Source organism: Macrococcus epidermidis, from assembly GCF_024205965.1.
GTDB classification, from domain to species: Bacteria; Bacillota; Bacilli; order Staphylococcales; family Staphylococcaceae; genus Macrococcoides; species Macrococcoides epidermidis.
Genome location: NZ_CP073819.1, coordinates 1,962,197 through 1,984,644 on the forward strand (window position 1 = coordinate 1,962,197; position 22,448 = coordinate 1,984,644).

A 22,448-nucleotide genomic window follows, 5' to 3' on the forward strand; every position below is an offset into this window, starting at 1 on the left:
TATCTAAAATAATTCATTTAGCAACGCCACATACTGTGCTGTATCTTCCGGATGATGTCTAGTACTCGTTGAAAGCCGTAAAGCCATAATAATTCTTGCATATATTAAAAATTCTTTATACTCAATCCAGCTAAACTTTAAATAATAGTCATAATATGCACGCAGTGTTTCTTCATTGATGTCATAAGGACTTGAACAATATAAAAACAATAGTTCATATAATATCAAATTCTGCATCGGAGTTGGATCGATTACAGATAGCACTTCTTTTTGCATAATAAAATTATGATAACCGAAATCGCCATGAACATATCTCGGTGCTTCTTCTGGTAATGCTACAGTGTCCAAGGCATCAAACAATGCTTCACTATCATAATAATCATCGATGACCAGTCGTTCTAATGCCAGTTCATCTTTTAAGAATATTTTAAAATCAGGTTTTAAATCATTGATATAACCGACTCTGCTATCACAATATTCATATTGATTCATAAAATTTATCTTATCTAGTATCTTTAATTTACTGTAATGCCCATTCAGCATCGAACCTTTCATATGTTCCATTAATATATATGTTGTATCATCTGTCGTAATACACTCAGGAAAAACCTCTATTTGCTGATATCTTTTCAGAAACTGACTTTCAGACTGAATTGATAATGGTGGATTGAGTTTAAGAATATATTTCTTATCAAAATCATCGATAAAGAATACTTTGCTCGTTGTTCCCGTTGTAATTTCAGTTAGCACACATCGTCCACTGACATAATGCATATCCTGTAATGCAAATAACACTCCTCTTACCGAAGCCAAGCTATCACGTCCTATCTATAATTTGCATCTTTATATTATATTCGATATTAGGACTAAAAACTATCGAGGTTAAAAGATGAACTTAAAGCAACGCGCTAAACAATTAAAAATAGATGTTCCAGCTATATTTATCGCTTTACATAAAAAAGAAACACCAATACTTGCTAAAGTATTGGCGCTTATCACCATCATTTATGCACTGTCACCTATAGACCTAATACCTGATTTTATTCCAGTACTAGGATTTTTAGATGACATTATCTTGTTACCACTATTCATCAGTTCTACCATTAAACTGATTCCTGATGACATCTTTACTCAATGCCAGCATGAAGCTCAAAGTTTGACGCGTAAAGATTTAAAACGCTGGTATTTTGCATTGCCAATTCTACTCATATGGCTATTTACTTTCTATGCACTCTTTCAATTATTCCATTCATTATTTAACCAATAAATTTGATATGTTTCACTCTTAATTCACAAACCAATATTACGCCATTTTACCATACTGATTAGTAGTTTTCTAACTTTCATCCATCTTGAAAATATAATTTTGTCTTTTCTAAGCAAACAATGTACATATGATATTGACATTATGATATTGACATCTTTATAATCTATATATTGCTTGAAAGGAGTGACGTGATGAATAATAAATTAAAAGGGATTATGTTTGTCACATTAGGGTCAATATTCTGGGGTGTCGGAGGCACCGTATCCCAGCAAATCTTTCAAGGCTATAGCGTACCACTTGATTGGTTTATAACCATTAGATTAATCTTAAGCGGTATCTTTTTGCTTTGCCTGGCCATGATAAGGAAGCAAAATATACTGAATGTATTTCGCGATAAGCATACATTTTTCCAGCTTGTGATTTATTCAATATTTGGAATGCTTGCGGTTCAATATACATTTCTAGCATCAATAGAAGCGGGTAATGCAGCAGTAGCGACGCTCTTACAATATTTAGCGCCGATTGTCATTCTGACTTTCCTGCTTATTACACGTAAGACAGAGTTTAGAGCGATAGATCTGATCATTATACTCGTCTCATCATTCGGAACATTTCTATTGCTCACGAGCGGTAATATTAACAATGTTGTCGTACCGCCAGCAGCAATTATCTGGGGATTATTATCAGCAATCGCAGCAGCGTTCTATACTATGTACGCCGGAAGACTCTTTGTCCGTAATACCCCACTCGTTATTATTGGATGGGCGATGCTTATAGCTGGATTGTTTATCAGTCTATTCAATAGACACTGGCAGATCAATCCACTGTCATATGGTGCAATGTTTAACATTTATCTCATATTCGTTATCATCGTTGGAACCGCGCTAGCCTTCTTCCTATATCTACTCAGCGTAAAATATATCGATCCACAACTTACTGCGCTACTCGGATGTATTGAACCATTAACAGCTGTTATTCTCAGTATTGTCTGGCTGAAACAGCCTTTTGATATCATCCAATGTGCAGGAATGATGATTATACTCGGTGTCGTGCTATTCATATCTATATTAAATACAAAAGAAAAAAACCAAGCTTCTCATTAATGAGATGTTTGGTTTAAAAATTTGTTAGATCGCATTGAAAACTTCTGATTCATAACATTTAATACAAGTACAATGCAACTCACGCCACAGACTAGAAACGTTATACCATAGTAACCTTGATCAAAGATGATTCCAAATATAATATAAGAAATAGGCATCAGTAACTGTGCTGTTAAATTGATTACAGAGAATACCCTTCCCTGAACACGCGCTTCAATATGCTCCTGAAAGAATACAAACAATGGTGTATTAACAAACTGTGCTGTAATACCTAATAGGAGACCGCAAATAAAGAAAGTGATATAAACCGGCCATAAGCTATTCATTAATAGCAATGGCAAACTTATCACAATTAAAAATACACCTTCTAATAATAATCCCTTTTTAAGCATAGGAAACGGATTATCAAACTTTTTCTTATTGCCAATAATTATGCCACCTATCAATACACCCACACTAAAAGATGCTTCTAATATCCCCATCATTTCTGAGCTTGCTTCAAAATGACCGATGATAATTTTGCTCATTCCAATATTTATACCTGATACAAAGAAGTTTAAGGACATAAATAATATAAGGAGTGTTCTTAAAATTTCATGATGCCAGATATATTGTAACCCATACTTAAAACTTTTAAAGACACCTTCTTCTTCAATTATTGCATCATTTGAATCAACAGCATCATCCTTTTGAAATAATTTGAAATTAATCATAAGAATGACCAAACTTGCACAAATATATGCAATAACGAAAATGAATAAAAATAATTCTTTAGACACAAATCCATATAATAATCCACCTAACACTGGACCTAAAAGCATCGACAAACTACTTGCTGTGGAATTATATCCCATTGTCTTTTGTAAATGTTCACCATGAACAATATGCGGAATTGCTGCCATAAAACTTGGATTGCTCGCACTTGAAATAAATGCAGCAAAAAAAGTTACGATGTATAGGGCAATGATATTAAAACCTAGAAAATGAATATAGAGCAATAAAAGAAATACTAAAATAGCTTCTATAAATATACTCCAGAATATAACCTTTTTACGATCAAAGTTATCTGCTAAGTATCCAGATAACGGTGTTACCACGATTCTACCCAGAACACTCATCGCTAAATTAATTGAAAACAGTTTGGCAGAACCTGTAGCAGAAAGGATATAAAAACTGATACCGAAACTATAGATGGATACACCTAACATCGAAATCATCGTACTTAATATTAATAGATACATTTGACGTTTTGATTGTTTCATTTCTAAATCCATAATATCTACCTCCATAAGTTTAATTTAATTAAACTTATTATATAAAATAAAAATTTGAAAAGCAAATAAAAGTTTAATATAATTAAACTAGTTAATGGAGGTTATTATGAATACATTAGGTTCTAAAATTAGAAGTCTTCGCAAAAGTAAAAAAATGACGCTCGTAGATCTCGCTGGGGATTATATGACAAAGGGTATGCTCAGTCTTATAGAAAATGATAAAAACAATCCATCAATGGAAAGTTTAGAATACATCGCTAAAAAGTTAGACACTACAGTAAGTGTCCTGTTGGAAGATGGGGATGAGGAAATTACAAATCAAATTTATAATGAGGTTAAAGAAATTATTAATGTACCAAGTCTTTTTCATAATGAAGTAATAAAACAAACGGTTTCTCCTTATATAGATCAAATTAAGCAAAACAGAAAAGGAGCTTTTATATTTCAGTGGTATGCATTTACTAAAGGAATAGAAAAAGATGATAAAACAGCCATGCATTATCTAACAATGGCTAAAGAAATATATATAAAAAATGATGACAAAAATGCTCTCCTTGATGTTGAAAATGATTTAATTTCTGTATATTTTATACTTGGTAAATACGATAGTGCTTTTACTAAAGGAGTAGAATTATATGAAAAATATAAAGAAGATAACGATATTACTGATCCAAATTTAATTCCAAGATTACTGTTATCAATAGCAGCTTATGGCTATTCTTCATATGATACGAGTAATTTAATTAAATATTTAGAGTTAGCTGAAGAAGTATCTATACAAAATAAGACATTTAAACTTCTTTCACCAATTTACAAATCACAATGCTTTAAGTATTTACTGGATGAAGATATGGATAAATATCAATCTACATATAAAAAGTTTGATATCTTAAAACAATTTAATCCTGAAGATTTCCAAACAAAATTTGATATGTACACAGCCGATTTAATCTATCACTTCTATCGAAGGGAATATAAAGAATTAAAGAATCTATTAGAAGTACAGCAACAAATATTAGTACATGATAAATATCAGACTGAAGTAGATGATAATTTTAATAATATCTGGCAACTATATGAGGCAATTGCATTATATAATTTAGGTGATTTTGATAATGCTATTAAAAAATTAAATGACTATCCAAATGACATACCATATTTAGCTCCAGCTGATATAAGTATACACGCTCAAAAATATACTTATCTCGCTATTAATGCTGAACGTAAAAATGAAAATGATAATGCAAAAGAATATATCATGAAAGCAATGGATATCATTAAAAATATCCCTCCAAACCATTTTACAAAAATTACAGAAGACACATACAAAAGAATTATGAACCAAAACAAGCCCACAGATTATCTTTCATAATCTGCGGGCTTTCATTAATTAAGTAATCTTTGTGCTATTAATTTTTGCAATTTCACAATATCAGTGTCCTTATTAAATAATTTAACGATTGGCATTTGAATACCTGCCACAAATAGTTTTAATTCTGCATCGATATCAAATCGACCTGCATTTTCAACACTGAATGCTCTAATATTCTTATAAGGTATTGTAATAAACTCAATCTTCTTACCTGAGAACCCTTGTTTATCAACTATTAAGATACGTTTATTCGTGAACACAAACAAATCACGAATTAGAATAAAACTCGCCTCAACTACTTCATCTTCAAGCAAATAATCCTGAAATTCATTTTGAACTTCCTCTGTATTTTTTTCACTAGAGTTGCCCATCAATTCATCAAATAATCCCATTCTAATGCCTCCTTATTTTGTATAATATTAATATAACAAAATAAATTTGGAATTAATAGGAATAAGAGTATGTATTTAAAATATTACATTTTCCTTAATGCGCTCAATTGGTTCTGATTTTTATCAAAGTTACTGTCATCTAACCACGACTCTAATCTCAATTTATTGGCTGGCCATTCTTTATCAATTATTGAAAACCAATTTGTATCACGGTTACGTCCTTTATAAACAGTTGCTTGTCTAAATGTGCCTTCAAACGTAAAGCCTAATCGTGTTGCTGATTTATTCGATGCCTCATTTAAGCTATCACATTTCCATTCGTAGCGTCGATACTTTAATTCTTCAAATACATACTTCATAACTAAATACTGCGCTTCTGTTGCCTGTCTGCTGCGTTTTAATAATGGAGAATAAACAATCCATCCCATTTCAATGACCCTATTTAGATTGTCTATACGCATGAGAGAGAATGTTCCTACTGCTTTTTGTGTATGATTGTCGATAATCGTTAAATAGTAAGGATCAACAGAAGCTATTAACTGTATTAAATAATCTTTAAATTCTAATTTACTCTCAAATCTTTGAATCGGCATATATGTAAGATTTTCTGGTTCTGATGATGCACCATATATTTCATATAGATCATCACAGTGCTTAATATTAATTTTTTCTATAGTAACAGTCTTTCCCGTAATTGATTGTATGTTAGGTAGTATTCCAGGTGAATAATCTTTAATCAAATCTCCTACTGGCTGATTATATTCGTTATATCTCATAATTATCCTACTTTCTTATGTATGTCTGTTGCTATTATATTAAACAATTCCGGATACTCCAAGTATCCGGAATTGTTAATAGTTAAAAATTAATCAAAGATATATTTACTTTTCATCACATTACAAATAACTAATAATTTATAAACAGTTTAGTATATAAAATTATAAAATATATCTTTTTTTCAAAAGATACAAACATGCTATCACATTTTAGTTATACTTCCTATATAATGAAGTTACAAATAAAAATTTTAATTTGATATATAAAATTAAAAACTTCATCAAAAATTGAAGATGTATCCTCACGTTTATAACGTTATATCAATAATAGATATCTGGCAAAATGCCTTTATCATAAACTAATTATAAGGAGTGTTTTTGTATGGCGAAGAAAGTTCAACAAGAAGAAATACTTTACAATGAGAAAGGTGAACGTGTTATTTATCGCGAACCGAAAAAGAAACGCAATCCCTTATTATTAGGTTGCTTAGGTTTATTGTTATTATTTATTCTATTAGGAGCATGTGGTGCGATGTTTGGTTTGAACGATACCGAAAAAAAAGAAGAAGTGTCAACAGAAGAAACTACATCTGAACAAAATACAAACAAAGTAACAACAGAAGAAGTTACAACTCAACAACCTGCAAAAGAAGAACAGAAAAACGATGCTACACGTGAACAAAAAGCTGCCTTAGGCAAAGCTAAAACTTACAGCGAGATGATGCATATGTCAAAACAAGGTATCATCAATCAGTTAACTTCTGAAATTGAAGGTTTCTCTCAAAAAGACGCACAATATGCAGTAGATAACTTAAAAGCAAATTATAAAGAGAATGCTTTAAAGAAAGCAGAAGATTACGCTAAAACTCAAAACATGAGCAATGATGCTATCTATAATCAATTAACATCATCTATTGAAGGTTTCACTGCTGAAGAAGCTCAATATGCTATAGATAATTTACCAAAATAAAAATTAAAATGAGCCTGTCATAAATGCAGGCTTATTTTTTTACGATTTAAAAAGATATTACTTAAATAATAAGTCAATTTTATTATTCATCAAATTATTTAAGTAAATGATATCTGAATGTTATTAATAAAACACAATAACATATATAATCTATTTATAAACTATCAATAAAATAAATAGAAAATAAAATTAGAATATAATTAATAGTGTTAGAATTAATTATGAGAAAACGTAATTATTTTATTCGGAGGGGATATACATGTCAAATGATTATTCTAAGATTAATGGCCTGTTTGATGGAACTGCTGCATTTTATAAGTATAGATTCCCTTATCCAGAAGAAGTATATAAATTAATAGAGAAGAAATTAGAATACAAGGATAATATCAGTGCGCTCGATCTAGGATGTGGCGATGGTAAAATCGGAATTAAGTTAAGTAATTTTTGTCATAAAGTATTCTTAGCAGATCCAGATTTAGATATGCTAGAATTAGCAAGAAAAAATTCAAAGGACATTGATAATATAACTGTAGTTAGAGGTTCTTCTCAAGACTTAGAAGCAAATATTAAAGATTTAGATATAATTACTATGGGAATGTCATTTCATTGGATGAATCGAGAAGAAGTATTAGATAAGTTTGATGAATTACTAAATAGAGATGGTTGTCTTTGTATCATAAATAGCAAAATAATATCAGAAGATGAATATGAACAAATATTAAAAGCTACTTTAAAAAAATATCTCGGTGAAAAAAGAAGAGCTGGCAATGGTTTTTATTCACATCCTAAGAAAGATCATAAAGAAGTACTATCAGAATCAGCTTTTAATCATTATGAGGTGTATAAATTTACAAATAAATATAATAGAACTTTCGAAGAATGCTTAGGTTACTTATATTCAACTTCATATGGTTCAAAAAAATTATTTGGAAGCTCTGTAATTCAGTTTGAGAATGAATTGGAAAATTTGTTATTCAATATCAGAGATGATTTAACTTTTTCATTTACAGTAGAAACAGAAATAATAATAGCTACAAGATAAATACTCTATTATAGATAATAAAATATTGATTATAAAGTACCAATAAAATATTAAAGAATTAATACTTAAAAGTAAAAAAAGCTCCTAAACACAACGTTTAGAAGCTTTATTTGATACCACCGGTCGGGGTCGAACCGACACTCCGTGAGGAACCGGATTTTGAGTCCGGCGCGTCTGCCAATTCCGCCACGGTGGCTTAGTAAAATTTATTATTTAATAAGTATAATACTTAAAAAAGTTATGGTCAAGAATTTCATCCTATTTTCAATCTATGTTCACAAATAGCAAATGACCTGTTATAATGAACGTGTAATAAAGTCTCGTCAACTTTATTATCACCAAATTTCATTTTCGTTTAATTACTTTTAACTACAGAATCTTTTCTGTAGTTCTTTTTTTATCTCTATGTATTCACATAAATTCTACGAAAAAAATAAGCATGCATCATGCAGCTTAACAAAAATGGAGCGGAAGGTAGGACTTACACCTACATCTCGAACCAGGAAGGTCCGTATTCTAAGAGTTGAAATACTCCCGCATATATAAAATTAATGGAGGCGCCAACCGGATTTGAACCGGTGATAAAGGTTTTGCAGACCTCTGCCTTACCACTTGGCTATGGCGCCTAAAGCTGGGCTAGCTGGATTCGAACCAACGAGTGACGGAGTCAAAGTCCGTTGCCTTACCGCTTGGCTATAGCCCAATATTAAAAAATTAAGGGCGACTGATGGGAATCGAACCCACGAGTGTCGGAACCACAATCCGATGCGTTAACCACTTCGCCACAATCGCCATGGCAGGGGCAGTAGGAATCGAACCCACATCAAAGGTTTTGGAGACCTCTATTCTACCGTTAAACTATGCCCCTAAAAATAAACAAATAAAAAATGGTGGAGGGGGGCAGATTCGAACTGCCGAACCCGAAGGAGCGGATTTACAGTCCGCCGCGTTTAGCCACTTCGCTACCCCTCCAAGATGGTGCCGGAAAAAGGACTTGAACCCTCAACCTACTGATTACAAGTCAGTTGCTCTACCAGTTGAGCTATTCCGGCATAATAATAAAAAAGATGGCTCAGGACGGAATCGAACCGCCGACACATGGATTTTCAATCCATTGCTCTACCGACTGAGCTACTGAGCCATACAAATGGCGGTCCCGACGGGAATCGAACCCGCGATCTCCTGCGTGACAGGCAGGCATGTTAACCGCTACACCACGGGACCACTAATAATTGCGGGAGGCGGATTTGAACCACCGACCTTCGGGTTATGAGCCCGACGAGCTACCAGACTGCTCCATCCCGCGATAATAATAAATAATTGAAAATCTTTTTTATTTTATTTTGCTGAAGTAAAAAATAATGGCGGAGGAAGAGGGATTCGAACCCCCGCGAGCCGTTAAGCCCCTGTCGGTTTTCAAGACCGATCCCTTCAGCCGGACTTGGGTATTCCTCCATTATATAAAAATAATTAAGTGGACCTTGCAGGACTCGAACCTGCGACCCAACGGTTATGAGCCGTTTGCTCTAACCAACTGAGCTAAAGGTCCTAAATCCTAAAAGTACACATTAAGTTTTAAAAAAGATAGTGGCGGCAGAGGGGATCGAACCCCCGACCTCACGGGTATGAACCGTACGCTCTAGCCAGCTGAGCTACGCCGCCGAAATAATATTAAGTTAATATGGTGGAGACTAGCGGGATCGAACCGCTGACCTCCTGCGTGCAAAGCAGGCGCTCTCCCAGCTGAGCTAAGCCCCCATATTAAAGCTTTTAAAGCAAATCGGGAAGACAGGATTCGAACCTGCGACCCCTTGGTCCCAAACCAAGTGCTCTACCAAGCTGAGCTACTTCCCGTAGCTAGTAATTAAAATAATGGCGCGCCCGAGAGGAGTCGAACCCCTAACCTTTTGATCCGTAGTCAAACGCTCTATCCAATTGAGCTACGGGCGCTAATGGTGCCGAGGACCGGAATCGAACCGGTACGGTAATCACTTACCGCAGGATTTTAAGTCCTGTGCGTCTGCCAGTTCCGCCACCCCGGCTTTTAAGTAATAAAAGCCATAATTATTACGATAGAATTAATGGAGCGAAAGACGGGATTCGAACCCGCGACCCCAACCTTGGCAAGGTTGTATTCTACCACTGAACTACTTTCGCAAATATGGTGCGGGTGAAGGGAGTCGAACCCCCACGCCAAAGGCGCTAGATCCTAAGTCTAGTGCGTCTGCCAGTTCCGCCACACCCGCATGCAAGTATTAAGTATATAAATAATGGTGAGCCATAGAGGATTCGAACCTCTGACCCTTTGATTAAAAGTCAAATGCTCTACCAACTGAGCTAATGGCTCAAAGAAATGGTGCCGGAAAAAGGACTTGAACCCTCAACCTACTGATTACAAGTCAGTTGCTCTACCAGTTGAGCTATTCCGGCATAATAATAAATAAATAATGGTGGAGGATGACGGGCTCGAACCGCCGACCCTCTGCTTGTAAGGCAGATGCTCTCCCAGCTGAGCTAATCCTCCTGGGTATATATTGCCCGGCAACGTCCTACTCTCGCGGATCGTAAGACCAACTACCATCGGCGCTAGAGAGCTTAACTTCTGTGTTCGGTATGGGAACAGGTGTGACCTCTCTGCCATCGTCACCAGACAAAGTATATTAAAGGTATTGTACCTTCAAAACTAGATAAACTTAAGAAGAAATATGATGTACCAAACATCACCGTGCAAAAAATCTATAAAATTGATTAAGTCTTCGATCGATTAGTATTCGTCAGCTCCATACATTACTGTACTTCCACCTCGAACCTATTAACCTCATCATCTTTGAGGGATCTTATAACCGAAGTTGGGAAATCTCATCTTGAGGGGGGCTTCATGCTTAGATGCTTTCAGCACTTATCCCGTCCATACATAGCTACCCAGCTATGCCGCTGGCGCGACAACTGGTACACCAGAGGTATGTCCATCCCGGTCCTCTCGTACTAAGGACAGCTCCTCTCAAATTTCCTACGCCCACGACGGATAGGGACCGAACTGTCTCACGACGTTCTGAACCCAGCTCGCGTACCGCTTTAATGGGCGAACAGCCCAACCCTTGGGACCGACTACAGCCCCAGGATGCGATGAGCCGACATCGAGGTGCCAAACCTCCCCGTCGATGTGAACTCTTGGGGGAGATAAGCCTGTTATCCCCGGGGTAGCTTTTATCCGTTGAGCGATGGCCCTTCCATGCGGAACCACCGGATCACTAAGTCCGTCTTTCGACCCTGCTCGACTTGTAGGTCTCGCAGTCAAGCTCCCTTGTGCCTTTACACTCTGCGAATGATTTCCAACCATTCTGAGGGAACCTTTGAGCGCCTCCGTTACTCTTTAGGAGGCGACCGCCCCAGTCAAACTGCCCGCCTGACACTGTCTCCCACCACGATAAGTGGTGCGGGTTAGAAAGTCAACACAGCCAGGGTAGTATCCCACCAACGCCTCCACGTAAGCTGACGCTCACGCTTCAAAGGCTCCTACCTATCCTGTACAAGCTGTGCCGAATTTCAATATCAGGCTGCAGTAAAGCTCCACGGGGTCTTTCCGTCCTGTCGCGGGTAACCTGCATCTTCACAGGTACTATGATTTCACCGAGTCTCTCGTTGAGACAGTGCCCAAATCGTTACGCCTTTCGTGCGGGTCGGAACTTACCCGACAAGGAATTTCGCTACCTTAGGACCGTTATAGTTACGGCCGCCGTTTACTGGGGCTTCAATTCGTAGCTTCGCGAGATGCTAACCACTCCTTTTAACCTTCCAGCACCGGGCAGGCGTCAGCCCCTATACGTCACCTTACGGTTTTGCAGAGACCTGTGTTTTTGATAAACAGTCGCTTGGGCCTATTCACTGCGGCTCTTCAAGGCTTGCACCCTAAAAAGCACCCCTTCTCCCGAAGTTACGGGGTCATTTTGCCGAGTTCCTTAACGAGAGTTCGCTCGCTCACCTTAGAATTCTCATCTTGACTACCTGTGTCGGTTTGCGGTACGGGCACCTAATTTCTAACTAGAGGCTTTTCTTGGCAGTGTGAAATCAACGACTTCGCTACTATAATTTCGCTCCCCATCACACCTTGACCTTAAGAGTACCGGATTTGCCTAATACTCAGTCTCAGTGCTTGGACGTACATAACCAACAGTACGCTTCGCCTATCCTACTGCGTCCCCCCATCGTTCAAACAATCTTAGGTGGTACAGGAATATCTACCTGTTATCCATCGCCTACGCCATTCGGCCTCGGCTTAGGTCCCGACTAACCCAGAGCGGACGAGCCTTCCTCTGGAAACCTTAGTCAATCGGTGGACGGGATTCTCACCCGTCTTTCGCTACTCACACCGGCATTCTCACTTCTAAGCGCTCCACATGTCCTTGCGATCATGCTTCGACGCTGCTTAGAACGCTCTCCTACCATTGTCCATTGGACAATCCACAGCTTCGGTAATATGTTTAGCCCCGGTACATTTTCGGCGCAGCGTCACTCGACTAGTGAGCTATTACGCACTCTTTAAATGATGGCTGCTTCTAAGCCAACATCCTAGTTGTCTGGGCAACGCCACATCCTTTTCCACTTAACATATATTTTGGGACCTTAGCTGGTGGTCTGGGCTGTTTCCCTCTCGACTACGGACCTTATCACCCGCAGTCTGACTCCCGTGTTAAATTATTTGGCATTCGGAGTTTGTCTGAATTCGGTAACCCGAGGGGGGCCCCTAGTCCAAACAGTGCTCTACCTCCAATAATCATCACACGAGGCTAGCCCTAAAGCTATTTCGGAGAGAACCAGCTATCTCCAGGTTCGATTGGAATTTCTCCGCTACCCACACCTCATCCGCTCACTTTTCAACGTAAGTCGGTTCGGTCCTCCATTCAGTGTTACCTGAACTTCAACCTGGACATGGGTAGATCACCTGGTTTCGGGTCTACGACCTGATACTCATTCGCCCTATTCAGACTCGCTTTCGCTACGGCTCCACATATACTGCTTAACCTTGCATCAAATCGTAACTCGCCGGTTCATTCTACAAAAGGCACGCCATCACCCATTAACGGGCTCTGACTACTTGTAAGCACACGGTTTCAGGTTCTATTTCACTCCCCTTCCGGGGTGCTTTTCACCTTTCCCTCACGGTACTGGTTCACTATCGGTCACTAGAGAGTATTTAGCCTTGGGAGATGGTCCTCCCGGATTCCGACGGAATTCCACGTGTTCCGCCGTACTCAGGATCCACTCAGGAGAGAACAACTTTTCGACTACAGGGCCTTTACCTTCTATGGCTGACTTTTCCAAAGTCATTCGTCTAAACTGTTCCTTTGTAACTCCGTATTGAGTGTCCTACAACCCCAGAGAGCAAGCTCTCTGGTTTGGGCTCTTCCCGTTTCGCTCGCCGCTACTAAGGGAATCGAGTTTTCTTTCTCTTCCTCCGGGTACTTAGATGTTTCAGTTCTCCGGGTGTGCCTTCTCATATACTATGTATTCATATATGGATAACATGACATAACTCATGCTGGGTTTCCCCATTCGGAAATCTCTGGATCAAAGCTTACTTACAGCTCCCCAAAGCATATCGTCGTTAGTAACGTCCTTCTTCGGCTTCTAGTGCCAAGGCATCCACCGTGCGCCCTTAATAACTTAATCTGTTATTAATAATTGTGATGTCTGCATAAATGCAGACGCGCGATTTTTTTAAGAATTCAAAAATGAACTCACTCGGTTTTGCTTGGTAAAATCTTTTATTTCTTCTTACTTTATCTAGTTTTCAAAGTACAATGTTTAAGAATTAATGGTGGAGACTAGCGGGATCGAACCGCTGACCTCCTGCGTGCAAAGCAGGCGCTCTCCCAGCTGAGCTAAGCCCCCATAAAGGTATTAATTTAAATGAATATTTATAATGGTGGGCCTAAATGGACTCGAACCATCGACCTCACGCTTATCAGGCGTGCGCTCTAACCAGCTGAGCTATAGGCCCATTAAATGTATAAACATTCAAAACTGAATACAATATGTCAATGTTAATCCCTATCAAACTTAAAAGTCTGATTTCCGTAATTATCCTTAGAAAGGAGGTGATCCAGCCGCACCTTCCGATACGGCTACCTTGTTACGACTTCACCCCAATCATCTGTCCCACCTTCGACGGCTAGCTCCTAAAAGGTTACTCCACCGGCTTCGGGTGTTACAAACTCTCGTGGTGTGACGGGCGGTGTGTACAAGACCCGGGAACGTATTCACCGTAGCATGCTGATCTACGATTACTAGCGATTCCAGCTTCATGTAGTCGAGTTGCAGACTACAATCCGAACTGAGAATGGTTTTATGGGATTTGCTTGACCTCGCGGTTTTGCTGCCCTTTGTACCATCCATTGTAGCACGTGTGTAGCCCAAATCATAAGGGGCATGATGATTTGACGTCATCCCCACCTTCCTCCGGTTTGTCACCGGCAGTCTCTCTAGAGTGCCCAACTTAATGATGGCAACTAAAGATAAGGGTTGCGCTCGTTGCGGGACTTAACCCAACATCTCACGACACGAGCTGACGACAACCATGCACCACCTGTCACTTTGTCCCCCGAAGGGGAAAGCTCTATCTCTAGAGTTGTCAAAGGATGTCAAGATTTGGTAAGGTTCTTCGCGTTGCTTCGAATTAAACCACATGCTCCACCGCTTGTGCGGGTCCCCGTCAATTCCTTTGAGTTTCAGTCTTGCGACCGTACTCCCCAGGCGGAGTGCTTAATGCGTTAGCTGCAGCACTGAGGGGCGGAAACCCCCCAACACTTAGCACTCATCGTTTACGGCGTGGACTACCAGGGTATCTAATCCTGTTTGATCCCCACGCTTTCGCACCTCAGCGTCAGTTACAGACCAGAGAGCCGCCTTCGCCACTGGTGTTCCTCCATATCTCTGCGCATTTCACCGCTACACATGGAATTCCACTCTCCTCTTCTGTACTCAAGTCTCCCAGTTTCCAATGACCCTCCCCGGTTGAGCCGGGGGCTTTCACATCAGACTTAAGAGACCGCCTACGCGCGCTTTACGCCCAATAATTCCGGATAACGCTTGCCACCTACGTATTACCGCGGCTGCTGGCACGTAGTTAGCCGTGGCTTTCTGGTAAGGTACCGTCAAGGTACGTTCAGTTACTAACGTACTTGTTCTTCCCTTACAACAGAGTTTTACGATCCGAAAACCTTCTTCACTCACGCGGCGTTGCTCCGTCAGACTTTCGTCCATTGCGGAAGATTCCCTACTGCTGCCTCCCGTAGGAGTCTGGGCCGTGTCTCAGTCCCAGTGTGGCCGATCACCCTCTCAGGTCGGCTATGTATCGTTGCCTTGGTGAGCCGTTACCTCACCAACTAGCTAATACACCGCAGGTCCATCTATAAGTGACAGCAGAACCGTCTTTCACTATTGCTTCATGCGAAGCTAAATATTATCCGGTATTAGCTCCGGTTTCCCGAAGTTATCCCAGTCTTATAGGTAGGTTACCCACGTGTTACTCACCCGTCCGCCGCTAAAATCGAGAGGTGCAAGCACCTCTGTCAATTCGCTCGACTTGCATGTATTAGGCACGCCGCCAGCGTTCATCCTGAGCCAGGATCAAACTCTCCATAATAGTTTGTTTGATAATGCTCTTTGATTGCTTATGGCAATCACTCTTGGGAGTGAACGAAGTTCACTCAAATTATTGGAATTAACGTTGACATATTGTCATTCAGTTTTCAATGTTCATTTTTCGCGTTACAAGAATTAATGTTACCATAACTCTCAACTCTTTGCAACACTTATTTTTAAGAAGTTTTACACTTGATTGTTTGTTTCGTTTCAAGCAGTAATCTTTCTTGCTTTATTATATTACATCGTTATGAACATAGTTTCAAGTGCAAGTTTTACACTTTTTCACTTTGTTATTTTCGATGTCTTAAAGCTGTGCATCGCTTGTTTTCAGCGACTTTTATATCTTATCAAGATGGATTACTTTCGTCAATACCTTTTATTAATTTTTTTTATCTTTATTTAGTCTTTTAAAGTAAACTATAGTAATTTCTTTGAAGATACTATCTTATCTTAGTACTTATTCCATCAGTTTCTTTCGTTCTTTTATAAAGAAGATATAGTTAAATGAGATAATCATGTATTAATATGATATAATGCTTTTCAGTATTATATAGGAGATGATGGTTTGAAATTATTCAATAAAAAACCTACAAGCAAGATTAATCGCATCCGTTCATGGGCACTCGGCTTAATCTTCCTGGCAATGATCGTTATGTATATCGGTTCTGCAATCTTTTACTTTTACCATAGTCAACTGATCTTTTCTCTGTTCTTATTATTAGGAACGATTCTTTTCTTAATTAGTTTCGTTGTTTATTTCTGGATTGGAATGCTTTCAACAAAGACCATTCAGGTGCGATGTCCAAACTGTGAGCACTATACTAAAATGTTAGGTCGTGCTGATATTTGTGCAAACTGCAACCAGCCACTTACGTTAGATCCTACATTAGAAGGAAAAGAATTTAACGAAGATTATAACAACGCAAGAAAGAGTAAAGTATTAGAAGAAAAAGAAAAACAAGAAACTAATAACGATAGTAACTTGTAGAACATTTAATATCAAAAAAGGAAATCGCTATTTGCGATTTCCTTTTTTGTTCATACATTCTGGACATACACCATAAATCTCCATACGATGATGTGTCACTGCAAAGCTTGTAATATGTTGAGCGATATTCTCTACTTCATCAAGTCTAGGATAGTGGAAATCAGTAATCTTACCACATTCACTACATATAACATGATAGTGGTTATCTGTTCCAAAATCAAAACGACTTGCTGCATCTCCATATGTGAGCTCTTTAACTAAACCGCTGTCTTTAAAAACTTTTAAATTGTTATAGACAGTTGCTACACTCATGTTCGAAAACTGTGGCGATAACGCTTTATATATTTCATCGGCAGTAGGATGACTATTAGATTCGATTAAAAATCTGAGTACTGCCTGTCTTTGCGGTGTTATTCTCACGCCAGTTTTTCGTAAACTTTGAATCGCATCGTCAAGCATATGTTCCATATTCAATTCAGCTGACATCATAACACCCCTTTCCTACTTTATATTAATTCTATTTTACATTCTTTTTTTCAAAAATGTCAAATAGACAATTTCGGGATGTAATGATAGTCCTATGCATCTCGCTTATTTATTGCTTTTATCGATGACCTTAATATCCCTTTGAAACATCGACTTTATTTACAAAATCCGCTTTGTTTTCTATACCAACAGACAAATTCTTCTTAAAGATTTCTGTTGCTCGTCGATTATAATGAACACTGTTCCCAGTGATATGCGGTGTCATAATAACATTGTCTAATGCATAAAGAGGATTTGTCGGTTCAAGTGGTTCATTGTAATACACATCTAAACATGCTTTTCTTATTACTTTATCCTGCAAAGCTTTTATAAGCACTTCTTCTTTTGTTATCGTCCCTCTTCCGACATTTATAAATAAAGCATCCTCACCCATCGCCTGAAAATCTTCTATTGCTAGTAAATCTATTGTTTTCTCTGTCTCAGGCAATACATTGACGATAATATCTGACTGAGCAAACGCTTTTTCTCTGTCATTTATTGCATATACTTCATTAAATCCTGCGATACCTCTACCATCTGTATTAAGACCAATCACTTTCATACCGAAAGCTTTTGCGATATGTGCTGCATATTGCGGTATTTCACCCGTTCCGATAAAGGTAATCGTCTGTTCAAATAACTCTTTATGACGAATCTTTGTTTTATATCCTTTTTCTTGCTGTAGTTCATAGTAAGGAATTACATTTTTATAATCAGTCATAATATAGCTGAATATATACTCAGAAATTTGGATTTTATGCACCCCACGCGCGTTAGTTAATGTGATTCCTTTGTCATTGATAAGGGGTAGTGGCAATTTATTAACACCTGCTGCATACCATGCAATCCATTTTAAGTTTTTCGCTTTATTAATGATTGTTTCATTCAACTTAGAATCATAAGTAATGATGACTTCCATCGTTTGAATATCCTCATCTGTTAAACGATCAAATCCTTCACGCTGGATAAATTGGTGTTCTGGATATTGTTCTCTTAATTCGTCTATCAATTCTTTTAGATCAATCGTAGAAATCACTTTCATTGCTTTCTCTCCTTATCGTAAAACTGACTGAATATCATCCATTTGTTGTTTCACCTTAACACCATCAAAATATGCAATAACTTTGTTATCTTCATCCAGAATAATCGTAGTTCTTACAATACCCATTGCTTCTTTGCCAAATGATTTTTTCAAACGATAAATACCAAGTGCCTCTGAATACTGATAGTTATCATCAACAAGTAAATCAAATTTCAAATTGTGCTTTTTAATAAAATTTGTATGTTTCGTTTTACTGTCCCCACTCACTCCGTAAATTTTTGCACCCAGTTCATTCAAATCTTCCAGATGATCATTAAAATCACAAGCCTGTGTTGTACATGTCGGTGTATTATCTCTCGGATAAAAATATAATACCGTCTTTTGTCCAAGTAACGATTCATTCGTTACAACTTCTCCATTTTGATTTTCCATTGCAAATGCAGGTAAATTATCTCCAATTTTCAACATTTTAATCCTCCTAATCAAATTTTTATTAACTCTATGATAGACTAGTAGACGAAAATACTAAACAAAAAGAGGTTGATAAAATGAATTTTACAAATTCTGAAAAAATACAGCAACGCGCAAATGAAGCAATCTTAGGTGGCGTCAACTCACCATCGCGTTCTTATAAAGCAGTTGGCGGCGGTGCGCCAGTAGTGATGGCACGTGGTGAAGGTGCATACTTCTACGATGTTGATGGTAATAAATATATTGATTATTTAGCAGCATATGGACCTATCATTACAGGACATGCACATCCCCATATTACTGAAGCGATTAAGCGTGCAGCTGAAAATGGTGTATTATATGGTACGCCGACTGAACACGAAGTTGTGTTTGCTGAAATGCTGAAAGAAGCGATTCCTTCTTTAGAAAAGGTCCGTTTCGTAAACTCTGGAACCGAAGCTGTAATGACAACAATCCGAGTAGCACGAGCTTTTACGAAGCGTGATAAGATTATTAAATTCGCCGGTTGTTATCATGGACATTCTGATTTGGTACTTGTTGCTGCAGGTAGTGGTCCATCACAACTCGGTACGCCTGATTCTGCAGGTGTACCAAAAAGTGTGGCACAAGAAGTGATCACTGTTCCATTTAATGATATTGAACAATTTAAAGAAGCCTTCCACCATTTCGGTGATCAGATTGCCGGAGTATTAGTTGAACCGATTGTCGGTAACTTTGGTATCGTTGAACCGAAAGAAGGATTTCTTCAAGCAGTAAATGATATCGCCCATGAACATGGTGCTTTAGTAATCTATGATGAAGTAATTACCGCTTTCCGCTTCATGTATGGTGGTGCTCAGGATCTTCTAGGCGTAAAACCCGACTTAACAGCTTTTGGTAAAGTCATCGGTGGCGGATTACCTATCGGTGCATATGGTGGTCGCCAAGACATTATGGAACATGTGGCACCACTCGGTCCAACATATCAGGCAGGTACGATGGCAGGTAATCCATTAAGTATGCAGGCAGGTATTGCGTTACTTGAAGTCATTAAACAAGATGGTGTCTATGAAGAGCTAGATCGTCTCGGTAAAATATTAGAGGACGGTATGTCAGTGCTTATCGAAAAATATAATATTCGTGCAACAATCAACCGTTTAATGGGAGCAATGACCATTTATTTTACAGATGAAAAAGTTATCAACTATGAACAAGCAGAAAACACTGACGGTGAAGCATTTGCGAAGTTCTTTAAATTGATGCTGAACCAAGGTATTAATTTAGCACCTTCGAAGTATGAAGCATGGTTTATCACAACTGAACATACAGAACAAGATATTCAGGACACATTAAAGGCTGTAGAAAATGCTTTTATGTCAATGACGGTTGAAAAATAATTGAAATTCATGTATAAGTGTACTATCAATCAAATAATGAGGTAGAACTAACAAATGAAATTAGGCGCACGTATTTTTAAAACCGGCATCGCTATCATCATTTCTTTATTTATCGCCCATGCAATTAATGCACCTGGTGCAATCGTAGCTGGTATCTCAGCATTATTTGCTATGCAGCCAAACGTCTATCGATCTTTTAAGACTATCATCGAACAGTTTCAAGGAAATCTAATCGGCGCAGTATTAGCTGTTATTATGGCACATTTATTCGGATTTCATATCGTTATTATCGGTATCACATCAATTATTCTAATTTCTGTATTACAAAAACTAAACTTATCTCATGTAACGGGTCTTGCCGTCGTAACACAGCTCATCATAATGGATCATCAGGATGGTGATTTCTTTTTATCTGCTATTTATCGATTCACTTTTGTTATGATTGGCGTAGTAAGTGCATTTGTCGTGAATACATTGTTCCTGCCACCTAAGTTTGAAACGAAGATGTATTATAACTGTTTGAATATCAGTAGCGATATTTTTAAATGGATTCGACTTGAAATTAACGGGTCGACAGAATTTCATGCAGTAAAACATGACATCGATGATATTCGAAGCAGAATCGAAAAAGTGGAAGAGCAATATAACTTATATAAAGAAGAACGTGCATATTCAAAAAAAGGAAGTATTCGTAACATCAGGAAAAAAATTATTTTTAAAGAAATTATTTTAGCGACACGACGTGCACATGATGTTTTACGAAAATTGCATCGCTATGAAAATGATATTATCCATTTACCAGAGGAATTAAAAGTCCAGATTAAATTTGAACTTGATGAATTAATGACGATACACGAGGAAATTTTAATGCGCGTAACTCAAAAAGTTCCAGCCACTAAAATTGATGATAACTACATGATTAACGAAGCATTTAAAGAAAATATTCTTGATGCATTCCTAAAAGAAATAGAACAACAGCAATCACCTGAATATAGTAAAGAACATGTTTTAATTGTTATCGGTACTATTTTCGATTATCGAGACCGATTAGAACATCTCGACCGCATTACACATAGTTTCTATAAATACCATAAAGAAGATAAAAAGATCACGATAGCAAACGAAAATATCGATTATTAAAAAGCAGTCTTTCGACTGCTTTTTTAATTTATGCTTTCCAGCCATTTTTCTCTTCAGGTTTAACGCTGTCTTTTGAAACGTAAGGATTGCCCTTTACAGTAAATCGATATAAATATTCTACTGCTTCTTCTTTATTATCGATACCGATGCGTTTGCTTTCTATTATTTGCGCTGGCACCTTACCTTCAGATAACTGAATAGGTCCTTCATTTAACCGTGTCCCATTATGTAAATCGCGCTTAACACCTAAACTTTGTGTTAATTTTCCTGGACCATCAGTAATATTTACTGCTCTGCCTCGACGCTCAATCATTGTATCAATCCCTTCATCAGGTTCAATCGCTCTTATCAATACCCCTTCTGGTCTTGTAGCATCACGTGTTATAAAATTCATGCAGTGATGTCCATGCATCGTATAGACATATACACCACCGTATTCTCGATACATCATTTCATTTTTCTTCGTACGACGTAACTGGTAAGCATGTGCTGCTTTATCCGCTTCTCCTAAATAGGCTTCTACTTCAGTTATATAGCCGCTTGTAAGCTTGCCGTCTATTTTTGTAGTAATTTTTTTACCGAGTAAATTTTTTGCAGCTAAAAGCGTGTCATCTTTAAGAAATGTTAAATCCATTAATATCACCTCATTCTTCATTTACCCTTACAATATCTTGATATGCAAATTTAATTTAGACTCAATTAAGAAATCATTCTAAAAAAATAAAGTAAATAGCAATAAACCCAAATTGAGTTTATCGCTTTATAATTAAACAGCTTCTTTTAAAGCTTTATACATTCTATTTTCGTACTGTTCACCAGTAATAATCTCACCATTTTCAGTACGATATAATAAGTGTTTCGCTGTAATTTGTGTCGGACTTTCTACACCTAAACCTTTCTCTTTATCCGGATCAGTTGTTGCTACTCCTACAGGACAGTCATTCGTATGACATTGTTGGGCCATAATACATCCGACACTCATCATCATCGCACGTGCAACTTGAACTAAGTCTGCGCCAAGACCAAGTGCAATAACAACAATCAGTATCAAAAGAATTGTATC

General features: G+C 37.7%; 16 protein-coding genes, 24 tRNA genes, 3 rRNA genes and 1 pseudogene. 8 read left to right on the forward strand and 36 right to left on the reverse strand.

All coding sequences use genetic code 11. The features are described from left to right. Window positions 1-3 precede the first annotated feature (3 nt). A complete protein-coding gene (locus tag KFV12_RS10375) occupies window positions 4-813 on the reverse strand; it encodes an aminoglycoside phosphotransferase family protein (protein WP_254256724.1) in 810 nt (269 codons plus the stop codon). 76 nt (window positions 814-889) lie between these two features. On the opposite strand from KFV12_RS10375, the gene KFV12_RS10380 reads away from it, so the two are divergent. Together KFV12_RS10380 and KFV12_RS10385 are read left to right on the forward strand one after the other, a co-directional pair. After that, entirely contained in the window at window positions 890-1,267 is a 378-nt protein-coding gene (locus tag KFV12_RS10380) for a YkvA family protein (protein WP_111716256.1), read from the forward strand. 191 nt (window positions 1,268-1,458) lie between these two features. After that, entirely contained in the window at window positions 1,459-2,370 is a 912-nt protein-coding gene (locus KFV12_RS10385) for a DMT family transporter (protein ID WP_111716254.1), read from the forward strand. Here the strand turns inward: KFV12_RS10385 and KFV12_RS10390 are convergent. Continuing rightward, window positions 2,367-3,644, reverse strand: a complete 1,278-nt coding sequence (locus tag KFV12_RS10390; protein ID WP_254256725.1) for an MFS transporter — start codon at window positions 3,642-3,644, stop codon at window positions 2,367-2,369. The two genes, KFV12_RS10385 and KFV12_RS10390, sit on opposite strands and share 4 nt — an antisense overlap. Before the next feature lie 106 nt (window positions 3,645-3,750). On the opposite strand from KFV12_RS10390, the gene KFV12_RS10395 reads away from it, so the two are divergent. Continuing rightward, complete coding sequence (locus KFV12_RS10395; protein WP_254256726.1) at window positions 3,751-5,016, forward strand: helix-turn-helix domain-containing protein; 1,266 nt, start codon at window positions 3,751-3,753, stop codon at window positions 5,014-5,016. Window positions 5,017-5,030: 14 nt separating this feature from the next. On the opposite strand, the gene KFV12_RS10400 is transcribed toward KFV12_RS10395, so the two are convergent. Beyond that, a complete protein-coding gene (locus KFV12_RS10400) occupies window positions 5,031-5,408 on the reverse strand; it encodes a PH domain-containing protein (RefSeq protein WP_111716250.1) in 378 nt (125 codons plus the stop codon). 83 nt (window positions 5,409-5,491) lie between these two features. Further along, entirely contained in the window at window positions 5,492-6,184 is a 693-nt protein-coding gene (locus KFV12_RS10405) for a GNAT family N-acetyltransferase (protein ID WP_254256727.1), read from the reverse strand. A 382-nt stretch (window positions 6,185-6,566) separates the two neighbouring features. Here KFV12_RS10405 and KFV12_RS10410 point away from each other — a divergent pair, with 382 nt between their 5' ends. Together KFV12_RS10410 and KFV12_RS10415 are read left to right on the forward strand one after the other, a co-directional pair. Next, window positions 6,567-7,154 carry an Ltp family lipoprotein gene (locus KFV12_RS10410; protein ID WP_254256728.1) on the forward strand — a complete coding sequence of 196 codons (588 nt, stop codon included), beginning with the start codon at window positions 6,567-6,569 and terminating at the stop codon, window positions 7,152-7,154. A 259-nt stretch (window positions 7,155-7,413) separates the two neighbouring features. After that, window positions 7,414-8,196 carry a class I SAM-dependent methyltransferase gene (locus KFV12_RS10415; protein ID WP_254256729.1) on the forward strand — a complete coding sequence of 261 codons (783 nt, stop codon included), beginning with the start codon at window positions 7,414-7,416 and terminating at the stop codon, window positions 8,194-8,196. A 114-nt stretch (window positions 8,197-8,310) separates the two neighbouring features. On the opposite strand, the gene KFV12_RS10420 is transcribed toward KFV12_RS10415, so the two are convergent. The 27 genes from KFV12_RS10420 to KFV12_RS10550 all read right to left on the reverse strand — a co-directional run bounded on the left by KFV12_RS10420 (window position 8,311) and on the right by KFV12_RS10550 (window position 15,841). Continuing rightward, a tRNA-Leu gene (locus KFV12_RS10420) sits at window positions 8,311-8,392 on the reverse strand. 356 nt (window positions 8,393-8,748) lie between these two features. Further along, a tRNA-Cys gene (locus KFV12_RS10425) sits at window positions 8,749-8,822 on the reverse strand. A gap of 5 nt (window positions 8,823-8,827) precedes the next feature. Continuing rightward, window positions 8,828-8,899 (reverse strand) — tRNA-Gln (locus KFV12_RS10430). A gap of 16 nt (window positions 8,900-8,915) precedes the next feature. Then, a tRNA-His gene (locus KFV12_RS10435) sits at window positions 8,916-8,988 on the reverse strand. A 2-nt stretch (window positions 8,989-8,990) separates the two neighbouring features. Beyond that, window positions 8,991-9,064: transfer RNA gene (locus KFV12_RS10440), tRNA-Trp, on the reverse strand. A gap of 20 nt (window positions 9,065-9,084) precedes the next feature. Then, window positions 9,085-9,168, reverse strand: a tRNA-Tyr gene (locus KFV12_RS10445). Window positions 9,169-9,172: 4 nt separating this feature from the next. Continuing rightward, window positions 9,173-9,248 (reverse strand) — tRNA-Thr (locus KFV12_RS10450). Window positions 9,249-9,264: 16 nt separating this feature from the next. Further along, a tRNA-Phe gene (locus tag KFV12_RS10455) sits at window positions 9,265-9,337 on the reverse strand. 7 nt (window positions 9,338-9,344) lie between these two features. Beyond that, window positions 9,345-9,420 (reverse strand) — tRNA-Asp (locus KFV12_RS10460). A gap of 8 nt (window positions 9,421-9,428) precedes the next feature. Next, window positions 9,429-9,502 (reverse strand) — tRNA-Met (locus KFV12_RS10465). Window positions 9,503-9,558: 56 nt separating this feature from the next. Then, window positions 9,559-9,651: transfer RNA gene (locus KFV12_RS10470), tRNA-Ser, on the reverse strand. Window positions 9,652-9,671: 20 nt separating this feature from the next. Further along, window positions 9,672-9,745 (reverse strand) — tRNA-Ile (locus tag KFV12_RS10475). A gap of 39 nt (window positions 9,746-9,784) precedes the next feature. After that, window positions 9,785-9,858 (reverse strand) — tRNA-Met (locus tag KFV12_RS10480). Window positions 9,859-9,878: 20 nt separating this feature from the next. Next, window positions 9,879-9,954: transfer RNA gene (locus KFV12_RS10485), tRNA-Ala, on the reverse strand. 22 nt (window positions 9,955-9,976) lie between these two features. Beyond that, window positions 9,977-10,050: transfer RNA gene (locus KFV12_RS10490), tRNA-Pro, on the reverse strand. A gap of 19 nt (window positions 10,051-10,069) precedes the next feature. Then, window positions 10,070-10,146: transfer RNA gene (locus KFV12_RS10495), tRNA-Arg, on the reverse strand. Window positions 10,147-10,149: 3 nt separating this feature from the next. Then, window positions 10,150-10,238: transfer RNA gene (locus KFV12_RS10500), tRNA-Leu, on the reverse strand. A 40-nt stretch (window positions 10,239-10,278) separates the two neighbouring features. Next, a tRNA-Gly gene (locus KFV12_RS10505) sits at window positions 10,279-10,353 on the reverse strand. Between the two features lie 5 nt (window positions 10,354-10,358). Continuing rightward, window positions 10,359-10,442: transfer RNA gene (locus KFV12_RS10510), tRNA-Leu, on the reverse strand. A 25-nt stretch (window positions 10,443-10,467) separates the two neighbouring features. Then, window positions 10,468-10,543, reverse strand: a tRNA-Lys gene (locus KFV12_RS10515). Between the two features lie 7 nt (window positions 10,544-10,550). After that, window positions 10,551-10,626, reverse strand: a tRNA-Thr gene (locus KFV12_RS10520). 18 nt (window positions 10,627-10,644) lie between these two features. After that, window positions 10,645-10,720, reverse strand: a tRNA-Val gene (locus KFV12_RS10525). A gap of 12 nt (window positions 10,721-10,732) precedes the next feature. Continuing rightward, window positions 10,733-10,847, reverse strand: a 5S ribosomal RNA gene (rrf, locus tag KFV12_RS10530). A gap of 93 nt (window positions 10,848-10,940) precedes the next feature. Then, window positions 10,941-13,866, reverse strand: a 23S ribosomal RNA gene (locus tag KFV12_RS10535). Between the two features lie 146 nt (window positions 13,867-14,012). Beyond that, a tRNA-Ala gene (locus KFV12_RS10540) sits at window positions 14,013-14,088 on the reverse strand. Window positions 14,089-14,120: 32 nt separating this feature from the next. After that, window positions 14,121-14,197, reverse strand: a tRNA-Ile gene (locus KFV12_RS10545). 90 nt (window positions 14,198-14,287) lie between these two features. Then, window positions 14,288-15,841: ribosomal RNA gene (locus KFV12_RS10550) — 16S ribosomal RNA — on the reverse strand. Together the 16S, 23S and 5S rRNA genes with 24 tRNA genes alongside form the textbook arrangement of a ribosomal RNA operon. A gap of 567 nt (window positions 15,842-16,408) precedes the next feature. On the opposite strand from KFV12_RS10550, the gene KFV12_RS10555 reads away from it, so the two are divergent. Further along, window positions 16,409-16,831: a YgzB family protein gene (locus KFV12_RS10555; RefSeq protein ID WP_099581132.1), complete on the forward strand. Its 423-nt coding sequence runs from the start codon at window positions 16,409-16,411 to the stop codon at window positions 16,829-16,831. A 27-nt stretch (window positions 16,832-16,858) separates the two neighbouring features. Here the strand turns inward: KFV12_RS10555 and perR are convergent, their stop codons facing one another. The 3 genes from perR to KFV12_RS10570 form a co-directional block, all read right to left on the reverse strand. Beyond that, window positions 16,859-17,317, reverse strand: coding sequence for a peroxide-responsive transcriptional repressor PerR (perR, locus tag KFV12_RS10560; protein WP_254256730.1), 459 nt, complete (start codon window positions 17,315-17,317; stop codon window positions 16,859-16,861). A gap of 130 nt (window positions 17,318-17,447) precedes the next feature. Beyond that, entirely contained in the window at window positions 17,448-18,398 is a 951-nt protein-coding gene (locus KFV12_RS10565) for a phosphoglycerate dehydrogenase (RefSeq protein WP_111715900.1), read from the reverse strand. Window positions 18,399-18,410: 12 nt separating this feature from the next. Further along, window positions 18,411-18,866, reverse strand: coding sequence for a peroxiredoxin (locus KFV12_RS10570; protein ID WP_099581126.1), 456 nt, complete (start codon window positions 18,864-18,866; stop codon window positions 18,411-18,413). Between the two features lie 80 nt (window positions 18,867-18,946). On the opposite strand from KFV12_RS10570, the gene KFV12_RS10575 reads away from it, so the two are divergent. Together KFV12_RS10575 and KFV12_RS10580 are read left to right on the forward strand one after the other, a co-directional pair. After that, window positions 18,947-20,245: a glutamate-1-semialdehyde 2,1-aminomutase gene (locus KFV12_RS10575; protein ID WP_254256731.1), complete on the forward strand. Its 1,299-nt coding sequence runs from the start codon at window positions 18,947-18,949 to the stop codon at window positions 20,243-20,245. Window positions 20,246-20,299: 54 nt separating this feature from the next. Beyond that, window positions 20,300-21,385, forward strand: a complete 1,086-nt coding sequence (locus tag KFV12_RS10580; protein WP_239243182.1) for an FUSC family protein — start codon at window positions 20,300-20,302, stop codon at window positions 21,383-21,385. A gap of 28 nt (window positions 21,386-21,413) precedes the next feature. On the opposite strand, the gene KFV12_RS10585 is transcribed toward KFV12_RS10580, so the two are convergent. Further along, window positions 21,414-22,019: a DNA-3-methyladenine glycosylase gene (locus KFV12_RS10585; RefSeq protein WP_111715894.1), complete on the reverse strand. Its 606-nt coding sequence runs from the start codon at window positions 22,017-22,019 to the stop codon at window positions 21,414-21,416. 132 nt (window positions 22,020-22,151) lie between these two features. Next, window positions 22,152-22,424 (reverse strand): annotated as a pseudogene (locus tag KFV12_RS10590) (glutamate synthase-related protein); the annotation flags it as partial. Window positions 22,425-22,448 lie beyond the last annotated feature (24 nt).

Coding starts and splice junctions, on each gene's coding strand:
- KFV12_RS10380 (WP_111716256.1), top strand. CDS start 890: ATGAACTTAAAGCAACGCGCTAAACAATTAAAAATAGATGTTCCAGCT.
- KFV12_RS10385 (WP_111716254.1), top strand. CDS start 1,459: ATGAATAATAAATTAAAAGGGATTATGTTTGTCACATTAGGGTCAATA.
- KFV12_RS10390 (WP_254256725.1), bottom strand. CDS start 3,644: ATGGATTTAGAAATGAAACAATCAAAACGTCAAATGTATCTATTAATA.
- KFV12_RS10395 (WP_254256726.1), top strand. CDS start 3,751: ATGAATACATTAGGTTCTAAAATTAGAAGTCTTCGCAAAAGTAAAAAA.
- KFV12_RS10400 (WP_111716250.1), bottom strand. CDS start 5,408: ATGGGATTATTTGATGAATTGATGGGCAACTCTAGTGAAAAAAATACA.
- KFV12_RS10405 (WP_254256727.1), bottom strand. CDS start 6,184: ATGAGATATAACGAATATAATCAGCCAGTAGGAGATTTGATTAAAGAT.
- KFV12_RS10410 (WP_254256728.1), top strand. CDS start 6,567: ATGGCGAAGAAAGTTCAACAAGAAGAAATACTTTACAATGAGAAAGGT.
- KFV12_RS10415 (WP_254256729.1), top strand. CDS start 7,414: ATGTCAAATGATTATTCTAAGATTAATGGCCTGTTTGATGGAACTGCT.
- perR (WP_254256730.1), bottom strand. CDS start 17,317: ATGTCAGCTGAATTGAATATGGAACATATGCTTGACGATGCGATTCAA.
- KFV12_RS10565 (WP_111715900.1), bottom strand. CDS start 18,398: ATGAAAGTGATTTCTACGATTGATCTAAAAGAATTGATAGACGAATTA.
- KFV12_RS10570 (WP_099581126.1), bottom strand. CDS start 18,866: ATGTTGAAAATTGGAGATAATTTACCTGCATTTGCAATGGAAAATCAA.
- KFV12_RS10575 (WP_254256731.1), top strand. CDS start 18,947: ATGAATTTTACAAATTCTGAAAAAATACAGCAACGCGCAAATGAAGCA.
- KFV12_RS10580 (WP_239243182.1), top strand. CDS start 20,300: ATGAAATTAGGCGCACGTATTTTTAAAACCGGCATCGCTATCATCATT.
- KFV12_RS10585 (WP_111715894.1), bottom strand. CDS start 22,019: ATGGATTTAACATTTCTTAAAGATGACACGCTTTTAGCTGCAAAAAAT.